This is a genomic window from Gilliamella sp. wkB7 (assembly GCF_001693435.1).
Classification (GTDB): domain Bacteria; phylum Pseudomonadota; class Gammaproteobacteria; order Enterobacterales; family Orbaceae; genus Gilliamella; species Gilliamella apicola_N.
In genome coordinates this window covers 273,207-292,473 of sequence record NZ_CM004509.1, presented here as the reverse complement: position 1 = coordinate 292,473, position 19,267 = coordinate 273,207, and the positions used below count along the sequence as shown (strand labels likewise).

Here is a 19,267-nt window from a genome sequence, read left to right as displayed (position 1 = left end):
GATCAAAGAAGTGTCGAATTAAAACGAAGTTAAGCAATAAAATTGGGTAATTTATTTTTTTATGTCACAATGGGATGAATTGATGCAGTTTATCTTCAAAAATCTTTTTTTATAAAATGCATGAAATAAGCCATATAAAAGTGTTTATTCATTAACTATCTTATAAAAACAGGTTTTTATATCGTAAAATCGATTTAACTCAAGTCAAATTATCTGCCAACTAAAAAATATCAAGAGGAAAAAGTAAATGACTCAATCAAAACACACAAAAGGTCTGGAAAATATCGAATCTTTATATGGTGAAATGGGGGCCAATGGTTTAAAAACTAACGCAAAATTAGCGCCGAAATTCGATGAATATATCTGTGATTTTGCTTATGGTGATATTTATAGTCGTCAAAGTTTATCCTTGTTACAAAAACAGATCGTCACCATATCTTCGCTTATTACTCAAGGTTGTGTGCCAAAAGAGTTAAAAATGCATATTCATGGTGGCTTAAATGCTGGATTAACGGAAGAACAAATTTTAGATATTTGTGTTCATTGCTTACCTTATGTAGGCTTTCCTCGTGTTACTAATGCATTAGAAATTGCCCACCAAGCATTTGAAGAAAGAAAACCGAAATAAACCATTCAAAACAGCACACATTAATTTTAATATCACACGTCAATGTGAATGAAATGCCATAAAAATTCTATAAAAATAGTTTTTATGGCATCCCCAAGGATAATGATTAATAAATAATCTTAATGATTTCCTGATGAGTTAAAGTAAAACATAGCGTTTGGATTGTTTAATCCATATAACCAAAAACAGGGTTCGGCCTAAACTAAATAAAATATAAGAAAACCATAATCCATTATTTCCAAAGACGGGCACAGCAAAGTATTGTGCTACAAACCAAACTAATAACGCCAATAGCATTGAGTCGCGAATAGATGAGGTGTAACTGATGCCTGAAAACACGCCATAATAGATTAATCCACCTGCTGCAACAATAGGAAATACCATTAACCAAGATTGATACTGTAGCGATAGGGTGATAATCTCAATTTGATTCGTTAATAGTTTTATAATTGCAGTATCAAAGGCTAACCAAATTGCAATCAAAATTATTGGACAAATAATGCAGGCCTGTAGTGACCATCGTAAAGTTTGATTATAAAGTTGAATATTTTTATTACCTTTAGCTCGACCACTAAAGACGCTTGAAGCATTAGCAAAACCGTCAAATAGATAAGCCATCATGTAATGAATCTGAAATAGAACGGCATTGGCGGCTAATACTTCAGTATTGAATGTTGAACCAATCGAAATAAAGTGGTTAGTTACCGTTAATAAACAGATGGTGCGAATCATTAAATTAGTATTAACTAAAATGACCCCTTTTAATGATTGCCATGACAAAATAGATTTTACATCCATTTTTTGCTTATTTTTAGGTAAGTACCGATAGATAAACCAAATACCGACCAAAGTACAACATATTTGAGCAATCAATGTTGCAAAAGCCACTCCTTGAATGTCCCAATGCATCCACCAAACAAAAAGCATCGCCATTATAATATTTAGTAGATTGATAAAGACTTGTAAAAACAGCACGGCTTTTACTTTGGATATCCCCATTAACCAGCCAACTAGGACATAATTAATCAGAACAAAAGGCGCCCCCCAAATTAAAATCGAAAAATAAAGATCCGCATAATGCTGTACATCTTGATTGGGTTGGATGATGTGCATTGAGGCACTAAAAATTAACTTTTGAAAAATAATAAATATCAAACCTAAAAAAAGAGCAATAAACAGAGGTCGGATAAGAGACGATCTTAATAATAAACAATCATCCAAAGCTTGCGCAGCAAAACCAGTGGTACTGACCCTTAAAAATCCAAATAGCCAATAAATGGTATTAAATATTACTGTTCCTATGGCAATACCAGCAATAAAGGCAGGATTAGGCAAATGACCAACTAAAGCCGTATCGACTACACCCAGTAGTGGGGTGGTGATGGTTGACAGAATAAACGGAATAACTAATTTAAGATAATCTTTAAACTGATATTGATGATTCGATGTTGATGAATGGGTCATTTTTAAAAACCTAAAATTGATTCAAGTAACTGTTTAGAATAAGGATTTTTAACTTGACTTAATTGTTCTATTTTATCAATGTATTCAACGATTTCACCTTTATAAAAAAAGGCAATTTTATCACAAAGGTAAGTAATTGTGGTTAGATCATGGGTAATAAAAATACTGGTTAAATTTAGCTGTTTTCGCAAATCGGCAAGTAGTGCTAAAATTTGGGTTTGGACCGAAATATCTAATGAGCTTACTGCTTCATCAAATAAAATAAATTGAGGAGAGCAGGCTATCGCTCTTGCAATGCAGACGCGCTGTAATTGACCACCACTCATTTCATGTGGAAACCGCTCATAAAAAGAGCTGTCTAATCCTACTTGTTCTAACAAAGCATTGATACGCTGCTTTCGATCATTTTTAGATAACCTTTCATAAATATCAAGCGGTTCAGCAATAATCTGTGCAGCAGTAAAATAGGGGTTAACAGACGCATTATAATCTTGAAATACTGCACTGATATTTTTACGCATGGCGGATTTTTTCCATGCACGAGTACTAATATCTTGCCCATTAAAATAGATTTTGCCACTGTCAGGTTTTTCTAAGCCTAAAATTAGCTTTCCTAATGTACTTTTACCACTACCACTCTCACCAATAATGCCGAGACACTCACCTTGTTTTAAATCGAACGATACCCCTTTAATAACCGCCGTTTTTTTATGGCGAAACAAACCTTGGTTGGGTTGTAGAAAAGATTTTTTAACATTAGTAACTTGTAATAACGGTGGCATTAAACTGTCTCCGAGATGGAATTTAAATGCTTTGCATAAGCAACTGCATTAAATTTATTTAATAATTGCTTGCGAGTATCGATTAGATAACGAGTATATTCATGTTTAGGATGATAAAAAATCTGATCACGACTCCCCGATTCAACAATCTTTCCTTTATTCATCACAATAATCTCATCGGCAATATGATGAATGACACCTAGATCGTGAGAAATAAAGATCATGGTTGTTTTGGCTTTGATCTTTTCAAGCATTTTTAAAATATAAAACTGACTAATTGAATCTAATGCCGTTGTGGGTTCATCGGCAATAATAAGTTCAGGCTCTAGCATTAACGCCATACCAATCATTATGCGTTGTAACATGCCACCACTTAACTGATGAGGGTACTTTTTATAAATCTCTTTGGGTTTTTCGAGCCCTATATTTTCAATCATCGCTAACGTTTTAGCAATAGCATCATTTTTGTTAATAATGAGATGTGCTTGCAGGGTTTCGACCACTTGCTTACCAATGCAATAAAGTGGATCAAAAGCACTCATTGGGTGTTGTAAAATTATCGAAATGACACTACCACGAATTTGATTCAACGTCTTTTTATTCTGTTTTAATAGATCGAATGCTAAATTAGCATTTTGGGGTTTAAACAGGATTTGCCCAGTCACGCTAAAGTAGGATTCTAATAAGCCGATGATCGCTTTACATGTCAAACTTTTGCCACTGCCACTTTCCCCAACAATGCCTAAGCATTGATGATGATTGACCGTAAACGATATATCATCGAGTAGCTTATTCCCCTTATTAAGGGAAACGGTCAGTTGTTTTACGGCTAACAATGGGCTACTCATGCAGTTTTTTCCTTTGGATCTAAAATATCTCGTAAACAATCACCCAACATATTAAATGCTGCCACAACGATTAAAATGGCTATACCCGGAAAGACCATTTGCATCGGGTGCTGTGTCATAACGTTTTTTGCTTCACTTAACATTAACCCCCATTCAGCAGTAGGCGCTTGGACACCTAATCCAATAAAAGATAAAGCCGAGATATTTAAGATTACCCAACCCGTATCTAACGTTGCTAATACAACCAGTTCTGACAGTATATTAGGCAATAAATGACGACAAATGATAAAGGAATGCGGTGCACCAATGGCTCGTGAAAAAAGAATATAATTTTTTCGACTGTACTTGATCACTGAACTACGAATCATACGACTGTACCAAGCCCATTTAACGACAATATTAGCAATAATGACGTTTTCAATACCTACGCCTAATACCCCAACAATCGCCAAAATCATCACTTGGCTTGGAAATGAGAGCATAATGTCACAAAGGCGCATTATACATTCGTCAAGTTTACCTCGCTGATAACCAGAGATAAGGCCGATAATACTACCAACGATTATTGTAATGATCATAGTTAACAGCGATAAGAATAGGGTTGAGCGAATACCATACAGTAGTCGTGAAAAAATATCACGACCAAGATGATCACATCCAAGCCAATGGTCACTCGATATTGCAGCATATTTACGGACAATGCGAACTTTATTGGGATCAAACGGTGCAATATAAGGGGCTAATATCCCTAAAATAATCATTGTGGTGATAATGATCAGGCAAATTAACGCCGTTTTATTGTTAATGAATTTCTTAGTTAGATTCATATGGCACCACCATTATCACGTAATCGAGGATCTAGCCATTGATGAATAACATCTACAATAAAGTTACACACTACAAATAAAATAGCCATAATCAATATATAAGCTTGAATGACGGGATAATCGCGATTCATAATAGCTGCGATACACAAACGACCCAATCCCGGCCAAGAAAAAATATATTCAACAACAAAAGAGCCAGCGATTAATTGCGGAATAGTCATGCCTAAGGCGGTTATAGTGGTGTGCAGTGAATTAACAAGCACATGTTTAAGTATAATCGTTTTCTCTTTTAAACCTCGACAGCGAGCATAAAAGACCGAATAATTATGCATGTTTTCTAACATATTATTACGAATAAAACGGATATAAGTTGAGATATAAACAAACGATAAAGTTAAAGTTGGTAGAATCAGATTTTGCCATGTTCCATAACCATTGGTAGGCAGTAAATCTAAATAATTGGCAAACAGCCAAATAAAGAGTAAACCTAACCAATAACTAGGCATTGCCGTACCAAGAAAAATAACAATACGAACAATATGATCGAACGTTGAATTAGCAAAAATCGCACATAACACACCTAAAATTAAACTGATGATGAGAGTAAATGCAAATGATGACATTGCTAAAACTAAGGTCGGTATTAAGCTGCGGATCATCTCATCCCAAACCAGTCTGTCTCGATGAATAAAAGAACGACCAAAATCAAGATGTAAAACATCATAGAGCCAAATAAAATATCGTTCAAAAAAAGGCTTATTTAATCCAAGTTCTTGACGCATACTTTCAATAGCATCTGGGGTTGGCATGATTTCGTTTAAGCGTAATGCAACTTCAGCAGGATCAGAAGGTGCGAGATTGATAAGTAAAAAAGCGATAAAAGAGATACCGAATAATATCGGTATCATCATCGTTAAACGTTTAATAATATAATTTAACATTATTGGTCAATAATATTAGTCTTTTAAAAATGCATTTTCTCAAACGGAATATCAAATTGAGAAGGGGCGAACTCAATTCCTTTTAAAGATTTAACCGCAATCGCGCGATTACGCTCATAAGTCAACGGAATATAAACCGCTTCATTATGTAAGGTTTCTAACACATAACGGAATAGATCTTGTCGCTCTTTTTCATCCGTTGAAATTAATGCTTTACTGATACTTGCATCAATTTGTGGTTTTTCTTTTAAACCTTGTTGTGCCATGTAATCACCATATACAGGTAGTTTCATCCCTGATAAAAATGATTGTGGATCATATGGCGTACCCCATGAAATATCAAACACCATATCAAAATCACCGGCTTTTTGGCGATCACGATAACCTTGTTCTTCTTCACCATGAATATTAAGTTTTAATCCGACTTGCTCAAATTCATCTTGCATATATTGGGCAATCGTTTTTTGAGAGGCGGTATTACTGTCGTAATATAAGGTAATTTCAAAAGGTTTACCGTCTTTTTGACGATAATCTTGACCTTTAACTTTCACCCAACCGGCTTTATCAAGTAGAGTTTCGGCTAGTTTAGTGTCATATACATAAGGTTTTAAACCAAGATTTGCATAAGGAATATTAGTTGCCATTAATGTATCAGCAGGCGCTTCACTGTTATTGAAAATACCCTCTGAGATATCTTTTTTACTGATGATATGTTCAATTGCTTGGCGCACATTCACATCGCTAAGTTGGCTTCGGGTCGTATTCATTAGAACAATTCGGCTTGAAACTGGTTTAGACATTAAGGTTTGAAACTTATCCATGGTAGAAAAACGTTCAAACGAATCAGCATCAACCATATTTTTACCATAAATCAGATCGATTTCGCCTTTTTCCAATGCCATTAGTCGGCTTTGATTATCCGCGATAACTTTCATTGTCACTTTTTTTAGGATTGGTTTTGTTCCCCAATAAGTTGGATTTGCGTTAAATACCGCATATTGATCTTTCTTATGATCACCTAAAACATACGGACCGGTACCAATGTAAGACTTAACACCATTTTTAGTTTCACCGTCGATCATAGAGTTAGGTGAAATAAAACGCATTGGACGCGTTACAGCAATCTCAATCATAAAAGAGTAGTAAGGTTCAGAAAGATTAACTTGTAGCGTGTAGTCATCTACCGCTTTCACTTCAGTAATTAAGCGCACCATTTCTAACCAAGTGTGACGAACTTTATTTGATAATACCGCATCCCAGTTTAGTTTTGCACTGTGTGCATCAAATTTTGCGCCATCGCTGAATGTAACGTCTTTTCTGAGTTTGAATGTGTATGTTTTACCGTCGTTAGTGATAGCCCAGCTTTCTGCAAGCCAAGGAGAAAAAGTACCATCTTCGTTATAGTGAACTAAAGATTCATACAACATATTTTGCGCCCACATTTCACCAGAGTATAAATGCGGATTTAAATCACGAATATCACGAAAATTGGCGAAAGTAATATCATCTTTAGCAAAACAGTTAAGACTAAAGCTGCTTAAAATTAGAATAATGAGTATTTTTTTTAAATGAGGGAAATTAAAAGACATACCTATTCCATGAAATAATTATTGTCAGGGGAGGCGGATGATACAACAAATGAGAATGATAATCAATATCATTTAAGCAGGATGATTTAAAAACAGACAGAATGCGTATATTTATATTCAATTAACAAATAATACCACATTTTATGGGGTTAATCTTACTAAATATTAACATTCATTAAGACTCGCGTTGAAAAGGTAAAATAATAAAACAATTATTATCAAATTACTTTATAATGCCTATGATTATTCATCTTTCGTTTATTTTAGGAATCAATACATGTCATTTGACTCTCTTGGCTTAGATGCCGAGATTTTAAAAGCAATCCACGAACAAAACTACACCGAACCCACACCCATTCAACAACAAGCTATCCCAGTTATTTTATCAGGTAAAGATTTGATGGCCAGTGCTCAAACAGGGACAGGCAAGACAGCTGGCTTTGGCTTACCCATTTTGCAGAAGTTAGTTGAACAGCAAGCAAAGGCAAGCAATCAGTCTCAACCTAAAAAAGGTAAACGTCGATTATATGCTTTGATCTTAGCCCCAACACGTGAATTGGCTGCTCAAATTGGAGAAAATATTCGTGACTACAGCCGATATTTACCGATTCGGTCTTTAGTGGTGTTTGGTGGCGTAAGCATTAACCCTCAAATGATGAAACTACGCGGAGGGGTCGATATTTTAATTGCAACTCCGGGTCGTTTACTTGATTTAGTGCATCAAAACGCAGTGGATCTGTCGTCGGTTAAAGTGTTAGTATTGGATGAAGCCGATCGTATGTTAGATATGGGTTTTATTCATGATATTCGGCGTGTGATTGCTAAATTACCTAAAAAACGTCAAAATTTAATGTTTTCGGCGACTTTTTCAGATGAGATAAAAGCGTTAGCACAAACCATTTTAAAATCACCTGAATCTGTAGCTGTGGCAAATACGAATAGTGCATCTGAACAAATTACTCAGTATGTGCATCGGGTAGATAAGCGTCGTAAACGTGAATTGCTCTCTTATTTAATTGGTAAAAATCAATGGCAGCAGGTATTAATTTTTACACGAACCAAATATGGAGCTAACCATCTCGCTGAACAGCTAACCAAAGATGGCATTAAAGCTTCGGCGATTCATGGTAATAAAAGTCAAGGCGCTAGAACTAAAGCTTTAGCGGATTTTAAAAATGGTCAAATTAGAGCGTTGGTGGCAACTGATATTGCGGCTAGAGGTTTAGATATTGAACTATTGCCTCATGTTGTCAATTATGAACTACCACAAGTGGCAGAAGATTATGTGCATCGTATTGGTAGAACAGGGCGAGCACAAAATCAAGGGCAGGCGATATCTTTAGTTTGTATTGATGAACTTGCTCAATTAAAATCAATTGGAAAATTGATTAAAAAATCGATTCCAGAAATTTTTACTCCGGGATTCGAAGTTGATCCTAGAATTAAAGCGGAGCCTGTAAAAAAAGCGACAGCAAAGCGTGCTCCAGCAAAAAGAAGACGTGTTGATAAAACGCGAACTTCTAAAAATAACCAGAATAGTATGAAGCAATCTAGTCATCATACATATTCTAAAACGAACTAAATTATCTACAGTAGAAGGATATTATTATGGCTAAGGTTAATCGCAGTCGTCGTTTAAGAAAAAAATTACATATTGAAGAATTTAAAGAGTTAGGTTTCACGGTAAGTTGGTCATTTGACGAAGGTACCAGTGAAGAAACCATTGATAATGTTGTTGATCAATTTATTATTGAAGCAATACAAGCAAATGGTTTGGCCTATGAAGGAAGTGGTTATTTAAGCTGGAAAGGCATCATCTGTACTCAAAAATTGGGTAATTGTACTGAAGAAAATCGTGATGTTGTCACTAAATGGCTTGAAAGTCATGGCTTGAAAAATGTCAAAACCAGCGAATTAATTGATATTTGGTGGGATGAATTAGATTTCTAATTTCTAAATATTAAATAAAAATAGCCACCAATGTGGCTATTTTTTTATTAAAGATATCTTTGCGTTACTCAATTCCTTGACTACGCAAGTAATCCTCATAATTACCTGTATAATCAATCACTTTTTCTGGGGTGATTTCGACAATTCGAGTAGCAAGTGAGCTAACAAATTCACGGTCATGTGATACAAAAAATAGCGTTCCTTGATAAAGCTCTAATGCCATATTCAATGATTCAATCGACTCCATATCCAAATGGTTAGTCGGTTCATCCATCACAATAATATTTGGACGTTGCATCATTAATTTACCAAATAGCATACGTCCTTTTTCACCACCAGAGAGGACTTTAACTTGTTTTTTAATGTCATCTTGTGAAAATAATAAGCGACCTAAAATACTGCGTACGGCTTGCTCATCATCGGTTGGCTGTTTCCATTGACTCATCCAATCAAACACAGTTAGATCTTGTTCAAATTCATACTCGTGATCTTGGGCATAATAACCAATATTGGCATTTTCAGACCATTTAATATCACCTTGTTCTGGCGTGAGTTCGCCCATTAAGGTTTTTAATAAAGTTGTTTTACCAATACCATTCGTCCCTAAAATAGCCACTTTTTCGCCAACTTCAACCATTAAATTTAGATTTTTAAATAGTGGTCCGTTATCAAAACCTTTAGTTAAGTTTTCAACAACTAGAGCATTACGGAATAATTTTTTGTCCTGCTCAAAACGAATAAATGGATTTTGTCGGCTTGATGCTTTAACTTCTTCAAGTTTAATTTTTTCAATTTGTCTTGCCCGAGAAGTCGCTTGTTTAGATTTTGATGCATTCGCACTAAAACGACTGACAAAAGATTGCAACTCACTAATTTGAGCTTTTTTCTTGGCATTGTCGGCTAATAAACGTTCTCTGGCTTGTGTGGATGCAGTCATATAGTCATCGTAGTTACCTGGATAGATTCGAAGCTCGCCATAATCCATATCCGCCATATGAGTACAGACCATATTTAAAAAGTGTCTGTCATGCGAAATGATGATCATGGTGCTTTCGCGTTCATTTAAGGTATCTTCCAACCAACGAATGGTATCAATATCCAAGTTATTGGTCGGTTCATCTAATAATAAGATGTCCGGATTAGAAAACAGAGCTTGAGCTAAAAGTACGCGCAATTTCCAACCGGGCGCGATTTCGCTCATTAATCCATAATGTTGCTCGATTGGAATACCGACTCCTAGCAATAATTCACCCGCACGAGCTTCGGCACTGTAACCATCCATTTCGGCGTATTGAGTTTCTAAATCGGCGACTTTAAACCCATCTTCTTCGCTCATTTCTGGAAGTCCATAAATGCGATCACGTTCTTGCTTGATTTGCCATAATTCAGTATGTCCCATAATCACAGTATCAAGAACAGTATATTCTTCAAAAGCAAATTGGTCTTGGCGTAATTTACCTAATCTCTCATGTGGATCTAATGCAACATTTCCTGATGTTGGCACTAAATCACCACCAAGAATCTTCATAAAAGTTGATTTGCCACTTCCATTGGCGCCAATTAATCCATAACGATTACCATTGCCAAATTTAACAGATATGTTTTCAAATAAAGGTTTACTGCCAAATTGCATTGTGATGTTATTTGTACTTAACACTAAACTTTTCTCTCGCTTTAAATACATTTTGCTTTAAAGATATCTATCTCTTTAAGCAAAATAGTTGAAATGTGATTTGGCGCACATTATGCCATAAAATGCCTTTTTTGAGGATCTTTCATTTTTTAACTGTATCAGTTATCCGTTAGGCGATTATGTTTTAAGGTAGGATTTATTGATATTACAAATTATTAATATCTATATTTAAAAAAATAATAAATAGATGGATAGAGTGATTAATCCTTTTAACCATTGTAATCAATTTATATTTCAAAAGGTTTACAACTGATAGATGAATTGTTACGATGCGTGCCTATTTATTACTATTTAACTCATTTTATTATGTTTTATCTTATCTTTGTGACTTTGGTTTGGTCATTCTCATTTAGTTTTATAGCGGTCTATTTAAGTGGACAGGTTGATACTTGGTTTGCGGTTGTAATGCGTGTTTTACTTGCCTTTATTACTTTTCTGCCTTTTTTACGTTTTAGAAACATTCAACTAAACACGATGTTACTTTTAATGGGCGTTGGGGCTTGTCAATTAGGTATCATGTACTTTTTTTATTATAACTCTTTCCAATATATTTCAGTGCCTGAAGTGTTGCTGTTTACTATTTTTACACCGATTTACGTCACGGTTATTTATGATTTATTGCAACATCATCCGTTACGGTTGAGTTATCTTTTTACTGCCATTATAGCCGTAATCGGAGCGGCTATTATTCGTTATGACCATATTAGTACAAATTTTATCATTGGATTTTTATTAATTCAGGGAGCCAATATCGTTTTTGCTTTAGGGCAGGTTGGTTATAAAAGAATTATAGAAGTTTACCCATTACCACAACATCAAGCTTTTGCATGGGTCTATTTAGGTGCAGTCATTGTTGCAACAATAGGTTGGCTATTATTTGGTGATGCATCCAAATTGCCAACTACTAATGTACAATGGGGCATTATTATTTGGCTTGGCGTAATTGCTTCTGGATTATGTTATTTTTTATGGAATTATGGTGCGACTAAAGTTGATTCTGGAACATTAGCAATTATGAATAATGTGGTCATTCCAACTGGCATTATTGTTAATGTAGTGATTTGGCATCAGTCACTTGATTGGGGGCGTTTTATATTAGGTAGTGTAGTCATTATTTTAGCATTAATCCTACACTACAAAATTAAAAATCGTTCTTCTAACTAATAAGGTAAATGGGTCATGATGGATAATATCAATGGTGTTGTCACAGATGATAATGCCGTTGATATTAGTAAACTTGATGCAATAGGACCTTGCAATACCTCAAATTGTCTTGCCATCATATAACAATTGATGGCAATAGATACCGAACTTAATAATACGACAACTTGTAACTCTAAAGTTGGTAATCCCAAAAGTTTGCCAACTATATAGGTTACAATTGGTAAAATCGCCAATTTTAAAATACAGATCGAACCAGTAATTAAAAACTGGTCGCGGATTTTATACTCCGCAAGTCCCATACCTAATACAATAAGTGATAAAGGTGCGGTCATATCACTGACCATTTTCGTTGACTGATTAATAAAATTGGGTATTGGTAAACCGATATAATTGACGGCAATTCCTGTGAAAATACCAATAATAATCGGGTTTTTTGAGACATTTCTTAGTGCCTTTATAAAGCTGCGCCCCGAGAGTTTCCCCATTTGTACAAATTCAATTGATACCGTCGCTAATGTCCACAATATTAATGCATTGAATATAACAATGATGGCGACAATGGGGATAGCTTGATCGCCGAGTAACATTTTTATAATTGGGATACCAACAAAGACAGTATTGGTATAGATGCCTCCCATTGCAAATAAAGTGCTTTGAGAACCATTTAATTTGAATATTTTTGATGCAATTAAGCAACCAATAGCAAATACGATAAATGAACCACCAAAAAATACCAATAACAGTTTGATATCAATTTCTGACTGCTCAGAAAAGTGACTCATTATCTGAAATAGCATTATTGGAAATGCAATATAAAAGGTAAATTTAGTTAAACTATCAGTGACCGTTTTTTGCCATCGACCTAACTTTACAGCTAAAAATCCAAGCAATATTAAAATAAATAAGGGCAGAGTAGATAAAAACTGTGCCCATAATGTTATCAAAAAATTCATAGAGATTATTTTATTGGTGATTACGAATAAAGTACCAATCTAATTCAGTTGACCGTTTCGAGTCAAATTGATAACCAGAAAGATTAAAATCTTTAATATCATTACTCTTATCAATGCCATTTTTTATAATATAGCGGCTCATAAGCCCACGCGCTTTTTTGGCGTAAAAGCTAATAACTTTATATTCGCCTTTGCTTTGATCTAAAAAAATGGGCTGAATAATTGTCGCTTTCAACTGTTTAGCTTTAATGACTTTAAAATATTCATTTGACGCTAAATTGATTAAGGTCGGATGAGTGGATTTGCTGAGTTCTTTATTGAGATGATCGGTTAGATGATCGCCCCAAAATTGATAAAGATTACTGTTATTGCCGTTTTTTAAACGTATGCCCATTTCTAAACGGTAAGGTTGTATTAGGTCAAGCGGTCTTAATACACCATACAGCCCAGATAGAATTCGTAAATGTGATTGAGCAAATTGAAGATCATTATCATTAAAATCTTCTACATTAAGCCCCTCATAAACATCCCCTTTAAAAGCTAATATCGCTTGTCTTGCATTATTTAAATTAAAATCAGAATGCCAATTTTGGAAACGTTCATGATTTATCTCAGCTAATTTAGGACTAATGGACATCAGTTTAGCCAAATCATCAACCGTTAATTTTTTACAATCTGTGATGAGTTTTTCTGAATACGAAATAAATTGTGGCAAAGTATATTTTTGAGTTATTAATGGGCTTTGATAATCAAGCGTTTTAGAAGGAGAAATAATCGTTAGCATAAGCGATTGCCTATTGTAATTTGCATAGTTTGGGGTTATTTTACACCTAATCAACCAAAAGAGGAGTGATAAAATGAATCCAACCAAAAAAGATATACATGATATTCGTTCTTGGGCCAGTGTTCGTGAAACTTCTATTGAGATTGCCGAAGCTATTTTTGAATTAGCTAATGATGATGAAAAACTAGCAGAACAGATTTGGGAAGAAGGAAGCGATGAAGTATTAAAACTCGCTTTTGCTAAAACCAAAGCAGATAAGCTATTTTGGGGTGAGCAAACTATCGAACGTAAAAACGTTTGATTTATGACATAAATCACGATTTTAAATAAATTTTTGTTATCTACAGGATGTTTAAATTTATGAAAATAATAAAATTAATGACTATATTTATTATTTCTATGCCACTATTAGTTTATGCTAATTCGAAATACGCTGATTTAAACCAAAGAGAATTACGCAATTATTGTAGTAATAATACTCTTTCAGAAGCAGAACTGACTGAATGTTTAGAAAAAATTTTTTATACCAGTCAAGCTGAGTTAGATAAATCGCAGCAGAATTTTTTTAATACACTTTCAAATTGGGATGAAGACAAAGAGTATATCGTAATTTCAAAAAATAAACTTAAAAAAGCTAATAAAGAATTTATTAAATATCGTGATTTACAGTGTGACTTTGCTTATTCGTTAGGGGGCGGAGCAATTGATAATGCTCTAAATATGTATAAATTCTCTTGTCTAGCCGAACTAAATTTTCAACGAGCAAAACAACTTGATCTTTATCGGTCTAATTGATTGTTACTGTTATAGAATTTTTTTACTTATTATATCTAAGTAAAGTTAGGTATTGTTATTCTGAGTATGTAATAAGACATCCAACAAAAGATTGAAATGTTATGAAATTAACTTTTTTAGGAACAAGCGCAGGTTTACCAACCGCTGAGCGCAATGTAAGTAGTATTATGCTCGATCTCCGACAAGAGAGAGGGCGATTATGGCTTTTTGATTGTGGTGAGGCGACTCAAATGCAAATGCAGAAAGCAAAATTTAGCTTAGCCAAATTAGAGATAATTTTTATAACACATTTACATGGTGATCATCTGTTTGGTTTACCGGGTGTTTTAACTACACGTTCATTAATCCAAAATCAATCAGAACTAACTTTGGTTGGCCCCAAAGGCATCAAACAATTTATTCAAACTGTGATTGATATTAGTTATTCTTGGCTAACTTATCCTTTAAACATTATTGAACTTGAGCAAGATGGTTTAGTATTTGAAGATACTAAATTTCGGGTTGAAGCCAAATTATTAGCGCATCGAGTACCTTGTTTTGGTTATCGTGTTGTGGAAAGGGATTTGCCACCTATCTTAGATATCAACAAATTACAGCAAGATAATATTAATACGGGTTCACATTATGCCTATTTAAAAGAAGGCAAAACAGTAACACTAGCTGATGGTCGTGTCATTGATGGTCGTAATTATCTTGGTGATTTTAAGCAAGGGAAAAAATTGGCTATTTTAGGTGATACAATACCTTGTGATGCTTCAATTGAATTAGCTAAAGATGTTGATGTACTTGTCCATGAAGCAACGCAAGAAGATGCATTAGAACAAAAAGCAATTGAGCGAGGTCATTCTACCACGGTTCATGCGGCGATGATTGCTAAACAAGCCAATGTTAAAAGATTGATTATGACGCATATAAGCCCTCGATATTCCCTTAATGACAATGCCAAATTAGTTAATGAGGCTAAGAACATTTTTAACCATACAGAAATCGCAACTGATTTTGCCACGTTCCAAATATAAAAAATATGCCGACATTATCGGCTAGTTTGCTGATATTTCAGTCAGCAATAAAATTTTGCAAGAAAAGCTAATTGAGCCTAAAAATTATAGATTTTTGTGAAAAATATTCAGGAGTCTATACCGTTTCATTTTTTATTCAGAATAAAATCATTAAATACCAATTACATTAGAAAAAATTAATAAATATGCCGTATATTTATTAACTTTTTAGTCATAGTAGATTTATTTAGTAATAAGCATGAATGAACTTTAATGATCTATTTTAAATTAGCATTCCTAATTTTTTCATCCAATTCACATAATCATCTGCACTTTTATCGATATCTTTTTGTGTAATTTTATCTGGATAGTCTGGCTCATTATTTGCACCATAAATTGCAAAAATGGGTTGATAATCAGCCTGAACGTAATTTATTGTTAATTCAAAAGGGCTGAGAATTTGCTCAAGTGTATATTTATAATGTCCGGTTTTAGAATAGTCCGCTTTCTTTATACCTGCCGAAACCGCTAAACCTACTTTTTTACTTCTTAATTTATCGCCCATGGCACCAAATGCCCATCCATAGGTGAAAACTTCATCCAACCATTGTTTTAATAATGGTGGACAATTAAACCAATATATCGGAAATTGAATTACTAAATTTTGATGATTTTCAATTAAGTTTTGTTCGAAACTAGAGTCTATTTTATAAGAGGGATAGTAAGAATATAAATCATGTATGGTTATTTGTTCATGATACTGATTTAATCTATTAATCCAACATCGGTTAACACTTGAAGAGGCTAAGTGAGGATGAGCAACAATCACTAAAGTGCGTTTCATTGTTAAATATTCCTTCTATATTATTATCAATAATTAAGTCATACTAATATTAATACGATTAATTTTGAAGTACGGTAATTACCGTTATGTACTATCTTTATGGAAAGTGTCAACATGGAAAATCATCATTGTGCCGAAGAGCATTTTGAGAATAGTGGATTTAATTACACACTCTCAATGATTCGAGGTAAGTATAAAATTGTGATTCTTTATTGGTTAAACGAGAATCAGCCAACAATGCGATTCAATGAACTTAAACGAAGCATTAATAATATTTCTTTTAAAACACTGAGTAATACCCTAAAGGAGATGGAAAAAGATAAATTAATTTTTAGAAAAGAATATCCGCAAATTCCACCTAAAGTGGAATATGGGTTATTAGAACGAGGTAAATCTTTAGTTCCTATTTTAGATATGCTTTGCCAATGGGGAAATAATCATAAAGATGACCCATTATCATAATCTGAAAAAACTTTATTCGCCGACATGGTCGGCGTATTTATATGACTAAAGACAGAAATCTTTAATTAAATTTTCAATAGTTAATTTTGTCGGTTTTATAAAATCCATCGAAATAAATTCGTCAGGTTGATGAGCTTGTTCAATCGATCCTGGTCCTAAAACAATGGTTGGAGCAATTTGATTTAAATAGGGGGCTTCAGTACTGTAATTAACGGTTTGTGCTTGATGACCGACTAATTTTTCAATGTGTTGTAATGCTGGATGATCTTTTTTACACTCATAGCCTGGAATTGGTGAGACTTCATATTCTACTGCTATACGATTAGGGTATTTATCCATCACAGGTTGCAATGCTTCACATAATGCATTATAGAGCGAATCAACATCATTATTTGGTAATACCCGTATATCAATAATTAATTCACAACAGCCGCATATACGGTTTGCTGCATCGCCTCCATGAATTACACCTAAATTTAGAGTTGGGTAGGGCACACTAAAGCCTTCATTATGATATTGTTCTTTAAATTTTTGTTTAAGGAGCAATAAACGTTCAATGACTAAATGCATAATTTCGATAGCGTTAATACCTTTGTCTGGATCGCTTGAGTGACCAGATTTACCAATAACTTTAATTGAATTAGATAAAAATCCTTTGTGAGCACGGATAGGGATTAATGAGGTGGGTTCTCCAATGATGGTACAATCAGGTTGTAATTGTGTTTGTCGGGCAAAAAACGATGCGCCCGCCATTGAAGTTTCTTCATCGGCAGTGGCAAGTACATAGATTGGTTTAGTCAGTTTTTTTAGGTCTATATCTCGTAATGCATCTAAAATAAAAGCAAAAAATCCTTTCATATCAGCAGTACCAAGTCCATATAAATTGTTATTTTCTTCGGTTAATTTGAAAGGATCTTTTGTCCATTGTCCTTCATCAAAAGGGACAGTGTCACTATGGCCACTGAGTAATAATCCACCTTGTGTACTATTTTCATCATTGGTATACGTTGCCAGCATATTATATTTATCGCGAGTATTCGGAACGGGTTGTATATCGATAGTAAAGCCTAGATCCGAAAACCACGATGCTAATTTTTCGATGAGAATTTTATTGGAGTAATCTAATTTTTCATTAGTAACATTGCTAATTGTTGGGGTTGAGATAAGTTCATTATATAGTGTTAAAAAAGATGGAAGAGCCATAGAAATCACCTTAAAAAAATAGTCAATATGTCCTTTTACAAGGTGATAAGAATAGCACTTAGATGATTATTTGCATATCAGGGTATTTAAAATAATAATTTAAATTCAAATTTTTAACATTTCTTGCTGTTAACTATTGTGTTTATTTTATTTATAAAGAACTTTTGTTATTATTTAAACCATATGGATAAAGTTTACAAAAATTTATTATTCATTTAGTCTTTATAAAAAATTAATTATATTCAAACAAGGCATTATTCATGAAAAATATTAGCAAGAAATGGATCATTATCGCTCTTATCGTTGTCGCGCTTCTGGTGGTTTTGTGGCAACAATTCAAAACCGATGGTTATGGGCCCGATTTTATCAGTGGTAATGGGCGTATAGAAGCAACCGAAATCAACATATCTACAAAACTAGCAGGTAGAATTGAAAAAATTAATGTTGATGAAGGTGAATTTGTCACAGCAGGTCAGCCTCTCGTTATCATGCAAACTGATACTTTGCAAGCTAAGTTAAATGAAGCTCAAGCACAGCATCGACAAGCAATGAGTAATGAAGCTACATCAAAAGCTCAAGTTGCCTTAAAAATGAGTGATAAAGTAGCTGCGTTAGCAGGCGTTACTCAAAAAGAAAGTGATTTAGATATTGCGAATAAACATTTACAAAGAACGGCTACACTTTATCAAAAAGGTGCCATTTCAGTTCAACAATTTGATGATGATACCGCTAAAGTTAATAGCGCAAAAGCCGCTTTAGATTCCGCTAAATCCCAAGTAGCGGCTGCCGATGCAGCAATTGAAGCTGCGCAAGCAGGCGTGGAAAGTGCTCAATCAGAGATAAACGTAGCTCTAGCAAATATTAGACAAATTCAGGCTGATATCGATGACAGTACTTTAACTGCACCTGTCGATGGACGTATTCAATATCGTATCGCTCAACTTGGTGAAGTCTTACCTTCTGGTGGTAAAGTTTTGAATTTGGTCAATTTATCAGATGTTTATTTAACATTCTTTTTACCTGAAACCATTGTAGGTAAAGTCGCTATTGGTGATGAAGTTCGATTAGTTCTTGATGCTTTACCTGAAAAAGCCATTTCTGCCAAAATTTCATTCGTATCAAGTGTTGCACAGTTTACGCCTAAAACTGTAGAAACAAAAGATGAGCGTCAAAAGTTGATGTTTAGAGTAAAAGCACAATTAAGCCCAGAACTTTTAAGATGTTATATTACCTACGTTAAAACAGGTCTTCCTGGTGTTGCTTGGGTAAGACTTGATCCTAATACGGAGTGGCCTTCAGAGTTATCTGATGTTGCAAAATGCCAAACAAAATAATTGGAGAT

At 34.2% G+C, this 19,267-nt stretch carries 20 protein-coding genes; 9 read left to right on the top strand and 11 right to left on the bottom strand.

Translation table 11 applies throughout. The features are described 5' to 3' along the window. Positions 1-247: 247 nt before the first annotated feature. Complete coding sequence (locus A9G17_RS01250) at positions 248-628, top strand: carboxymuconolactone decarboxylase family protein (protein ID WP_065737132.1); 381 nt, start codon at positions 248-250, stop codon at positions 626-628. Positions 629-766: 138 nt separating this feature from the next. Here A9G17_RS01250 and A9G17_RS01245 read toward each other — a convergent pair whose 3' ends face one another. From A9G17_RS01245 to nikA, 6 genes are read right to left on the bottom strand one after another with little or no spacing between them, the layout of a single operon-like run. Continuing rightward, the gene (locus tag A9G17_RS01245; protein ID WP_065737131.1) at positions 767-2,092 is read right to left on the bottom strand and encodes an MATE family efflux transporter; all 1,326 of its coding nucleotides are present in this window, start codon (positions 2,090-2,092) and stop codon (positions 767-769) included. A gap of 2 nt (positions 2,093-2,094) precedes the next feature. Next, entirely contained in the window at positions 2,095-2,874 is a 780-nt protein-coding gene (locus A9G17_RS01240; RefSeq protein ID WP_065737130.1) for an ABC transporter ATP-binding protein, read from the bottom strand. Beyond that, positions 2,874-3,722 carry an ABC transporter ATP-binding protein gene (locus A9G17_RS01235; protein ID WP_065737129.1) on the bottom strand — a complete coding sequence of 283 codons (849 nt, stop codon included), beginning with the start codon at positions 3,720-3,722 and terminating at the stop codon, positions 2,874-2,876. The genes A9G17_RS01240 and A9G17_RS01235 overlap by 1 nt, the downstream gene beginning before the upstream one ends. After that, positions 3,719-4,549 (bottom strand): nickel/cobalt ABC transporter permease, encoded by an 831-nt coding sequence (opp1C, locus tag A9G17_RS01230; RefSeq protein ID WP_065737128.1) that lies wholly within the window; start codon positions 4,547-4,549, stop codon positions 3,719-3,721. Before opp1C ends, A9G17_RS01235 begins: the two co-directional genes overlap by 4 nt. After that, entirely contained in the window at positions 4,546-5,490 is a 945-nt protein-coding gene (gene opp1B, locus A9G17_RS01225) for a nickel/cobalt ABC transporter permease (RefSeq protein WP_065737127.1), read from the bottom strand. The genes opp1C and opp1B overlap by 4 nt, the downstream gene beginning before the upstream one ends. Before the next feature lie 23 nt (positions 5,491-5,513). Continuing rightward, positions 5,514-7,079, bottom strand: a complete 1,566-nt coding sequence (gene nikA, locus A9G17_RS01220; protein WP_065737126.1) for a nickel ABC transporter substrate-binding protein — start codon at positions 7,077-7,079, stop codon at positions 5,514-5,516. Between the two features lie 277 nt (positions 7,080-7,356). Between nikA and rhlE the strand changes: the two genes are divergently transcribed. After that, the gene (gene rhlE, locus A9G17_RS01215) at positions 7,357-8,661 is read left to right on the top strand and encodes an ATP-dependent RNA helicase RhlE (RefSeq protein ID WP_081301630.1); all 1,305 of its coding nucleotides are present in this window, start codon (positions 7,357-7,359) and stop codon (positions 8,659-8,661) included. A 26-nt stretch (positions 8,662-8,687) separates the two neighbouring features. Continuing rightward, positions 8,688-9,029, top strand: a complete 342-nt coding sequence (locus tag A9G17_RS01210) for a YggL family protein (RefSeq protein WP_065737125.1) — start codon at positions 8,688-8,690, stop codon at positions 9,027-9,029. 64 nt (positions 9,030-9,093) lie between these two features. On the opposite strand, the gene A9G17_RS01205 is transcribed toward A9G17_RS01210, so the two are convergent. Further along, a complete protein-coding gene (locus tag A9G17_RS01205) occupies positions 9,094-10,713 on the bottom strand; it encodes an ABC-F family ATPase (RefSeq protein ID WP_373271509.1) in 1,620 nt (539 codons plus the stop codon). 315 nt (positions 10,714-11,028) lie between these two features. Here A9G17_RS01205 and A9G17_RS01200 point away from each other — a divergent pair, with 315 nt between their 5' ends. Then, the gene (locus A9G17_RS01200; RefSeq protein ID WP_065739052.1) at positions 11,029-11,886 is read left to right on the top strand and encodes a carboxylate/amino acid/amine transporter; all 858 of its coding nucleotides are present in this window, start codon (positions 11,029-11,031) and stop codon (positions 11,884-11,886) included. Here A9G17_RS01200 and A9G17_RS01195 read toward each other — a convergent pair. Both A9G17_RS01195 and yaaA read right to left on the bottom strand, forming a co-directional pair. Continuing rightward, positions 11,883-12,839, bottom strand: a complete 957-nt coding sequence (locus A9G17_RS01195; RefSeq protein ID WP_065737124.1) for an AEC family transporter — start codon at positions 12,837-12,839, stop codon at positions 11,883-11,885. The genes A9G17_RS01200 and A9G17_RS01195 overlap by 4 nt on opposite strands. 10 nt (positions 12,840-12,849) lie before the next feature. After that, a complete protein-coding gene (yaaA, locus tag A9G17_RS01190; protein ID WP_065737123.1) occupies positions 12,850-13,623 on the bottom strand; it encodes a peroxide stress protein YaaA in 774 nt (257 codons plus the stop codon). Positions 13,624-13,696: 73 nt separating this feature from the next. Here yaaA and A9G17_RS01185 point away from each other — a divergent pair, with 73 nt between their 5' ends. The 3 genes from A9G17_RS01185 to rnz all read left to right on the top strand — a co-directional run bounded on the left by A9G17_RS01185 (position 13,697) and on the right by rnz (position 15,437). Then, on the top strand, positions 13,697-13,924 hold the full coding sequence (locus tag A9G17_RS01185; RefSeq protein ID WP_025315495.1) for a YccJ family protein: 228 nt from the start codon (positions 13,697-13,699) through the stop codon (positions 13,922-13,924). Between the two features lie 59 nt (positions 13,925-13,983). Then, the gene (locus A9G17_RS01180) at positions 13,984-14,418 is read left to right on the top strand and encodes a lysozyme inhibitor LprI family protein (RefSeq protein ID WP_065737122.1); all 435 of its coding nucleotides are present in this window, start codon (positions 13,984-13,986) and stop codon (positions 14,416-14,418) included. 101 nt (positions 14,419-14,519) lie between these two features. Then, on the top strand, positions 14,520-15,437 hold the full coding sequence (gene rnz / locus A9G17_RS01175) for a ribonuclease Z (RefSeq protein ID WP_065737121.1): 918 nt from the start codon (positions 14,520-14,522) through the stop codon (positions 15,435-15,437). Positions 15,438-15,699: 262 nt separating this feature from the next. Here rnz and A9G17_RS01170 read toward each other — a convergent pair whose 3' ends face one another. After that, a complete protein-coding gene (locus A9G17_RS01170) occupies positions 15,700-16,260 on the bottom strand; it encodes an NAD(P)H-dependent oxidoreductase (protein WP_065737120.1) in 561 nt (186 codons plus the stop codon). Between the two features lie 114 nt (positions 16,261-16,374). On the opposite strand from A9G17_RS01170, the gene A9G17_RS01165 reads away from it, so the two are divergent. Continuing rightward, positions 16,375-16,722: a winged helix-turn-helix transcriptional regulator gene (locus tag A9G17_RS01165; protein WP_025315499.1), complete on the top strand. Its 348-nt coding sequence runs from the start codon at positions 16,375-16,377 to the stop codon at positions 16,720-16,722. A gap of 45 nt (positions 16,723-16,767) precedes the next feature. On the opposite strand, the gene argE is transcribed toward A9G17_RS01165, so the two are convergent. Continuing rightward, the gene (gene argE, locus A9G17_RS01160) at positions 16,768-17,931 is read right to left on the bottom strand and encodes an acetylornithine deacetylase (RefSeq protein WP_141677600.1); all 1,164 of its coding nucleotides are present in this window, start codon (positions 17,929-17,931) and stop codon (positions 16,768-16,770) included. 254 nt (positions 17,932-18,185) lie between these two features. Here argE and A9G17_RS01155 point away from each other — a divergent pair, with 254 nt between their 5' ends. Continuing rightward, positions 18,186-19,259: an HlyD family secretion protein gene (locus tag A9G17_RS01155; protein ID WP_065737118.1), complete on the top strand. Its 1,074-nt coding sequence runs from the start codon at positions 18,186-18,188 to the stop codon at positions 19,257-19,259. The last annotated feature ends 8 nt before the right edge of the window (positions 19,260-19,267 follow it).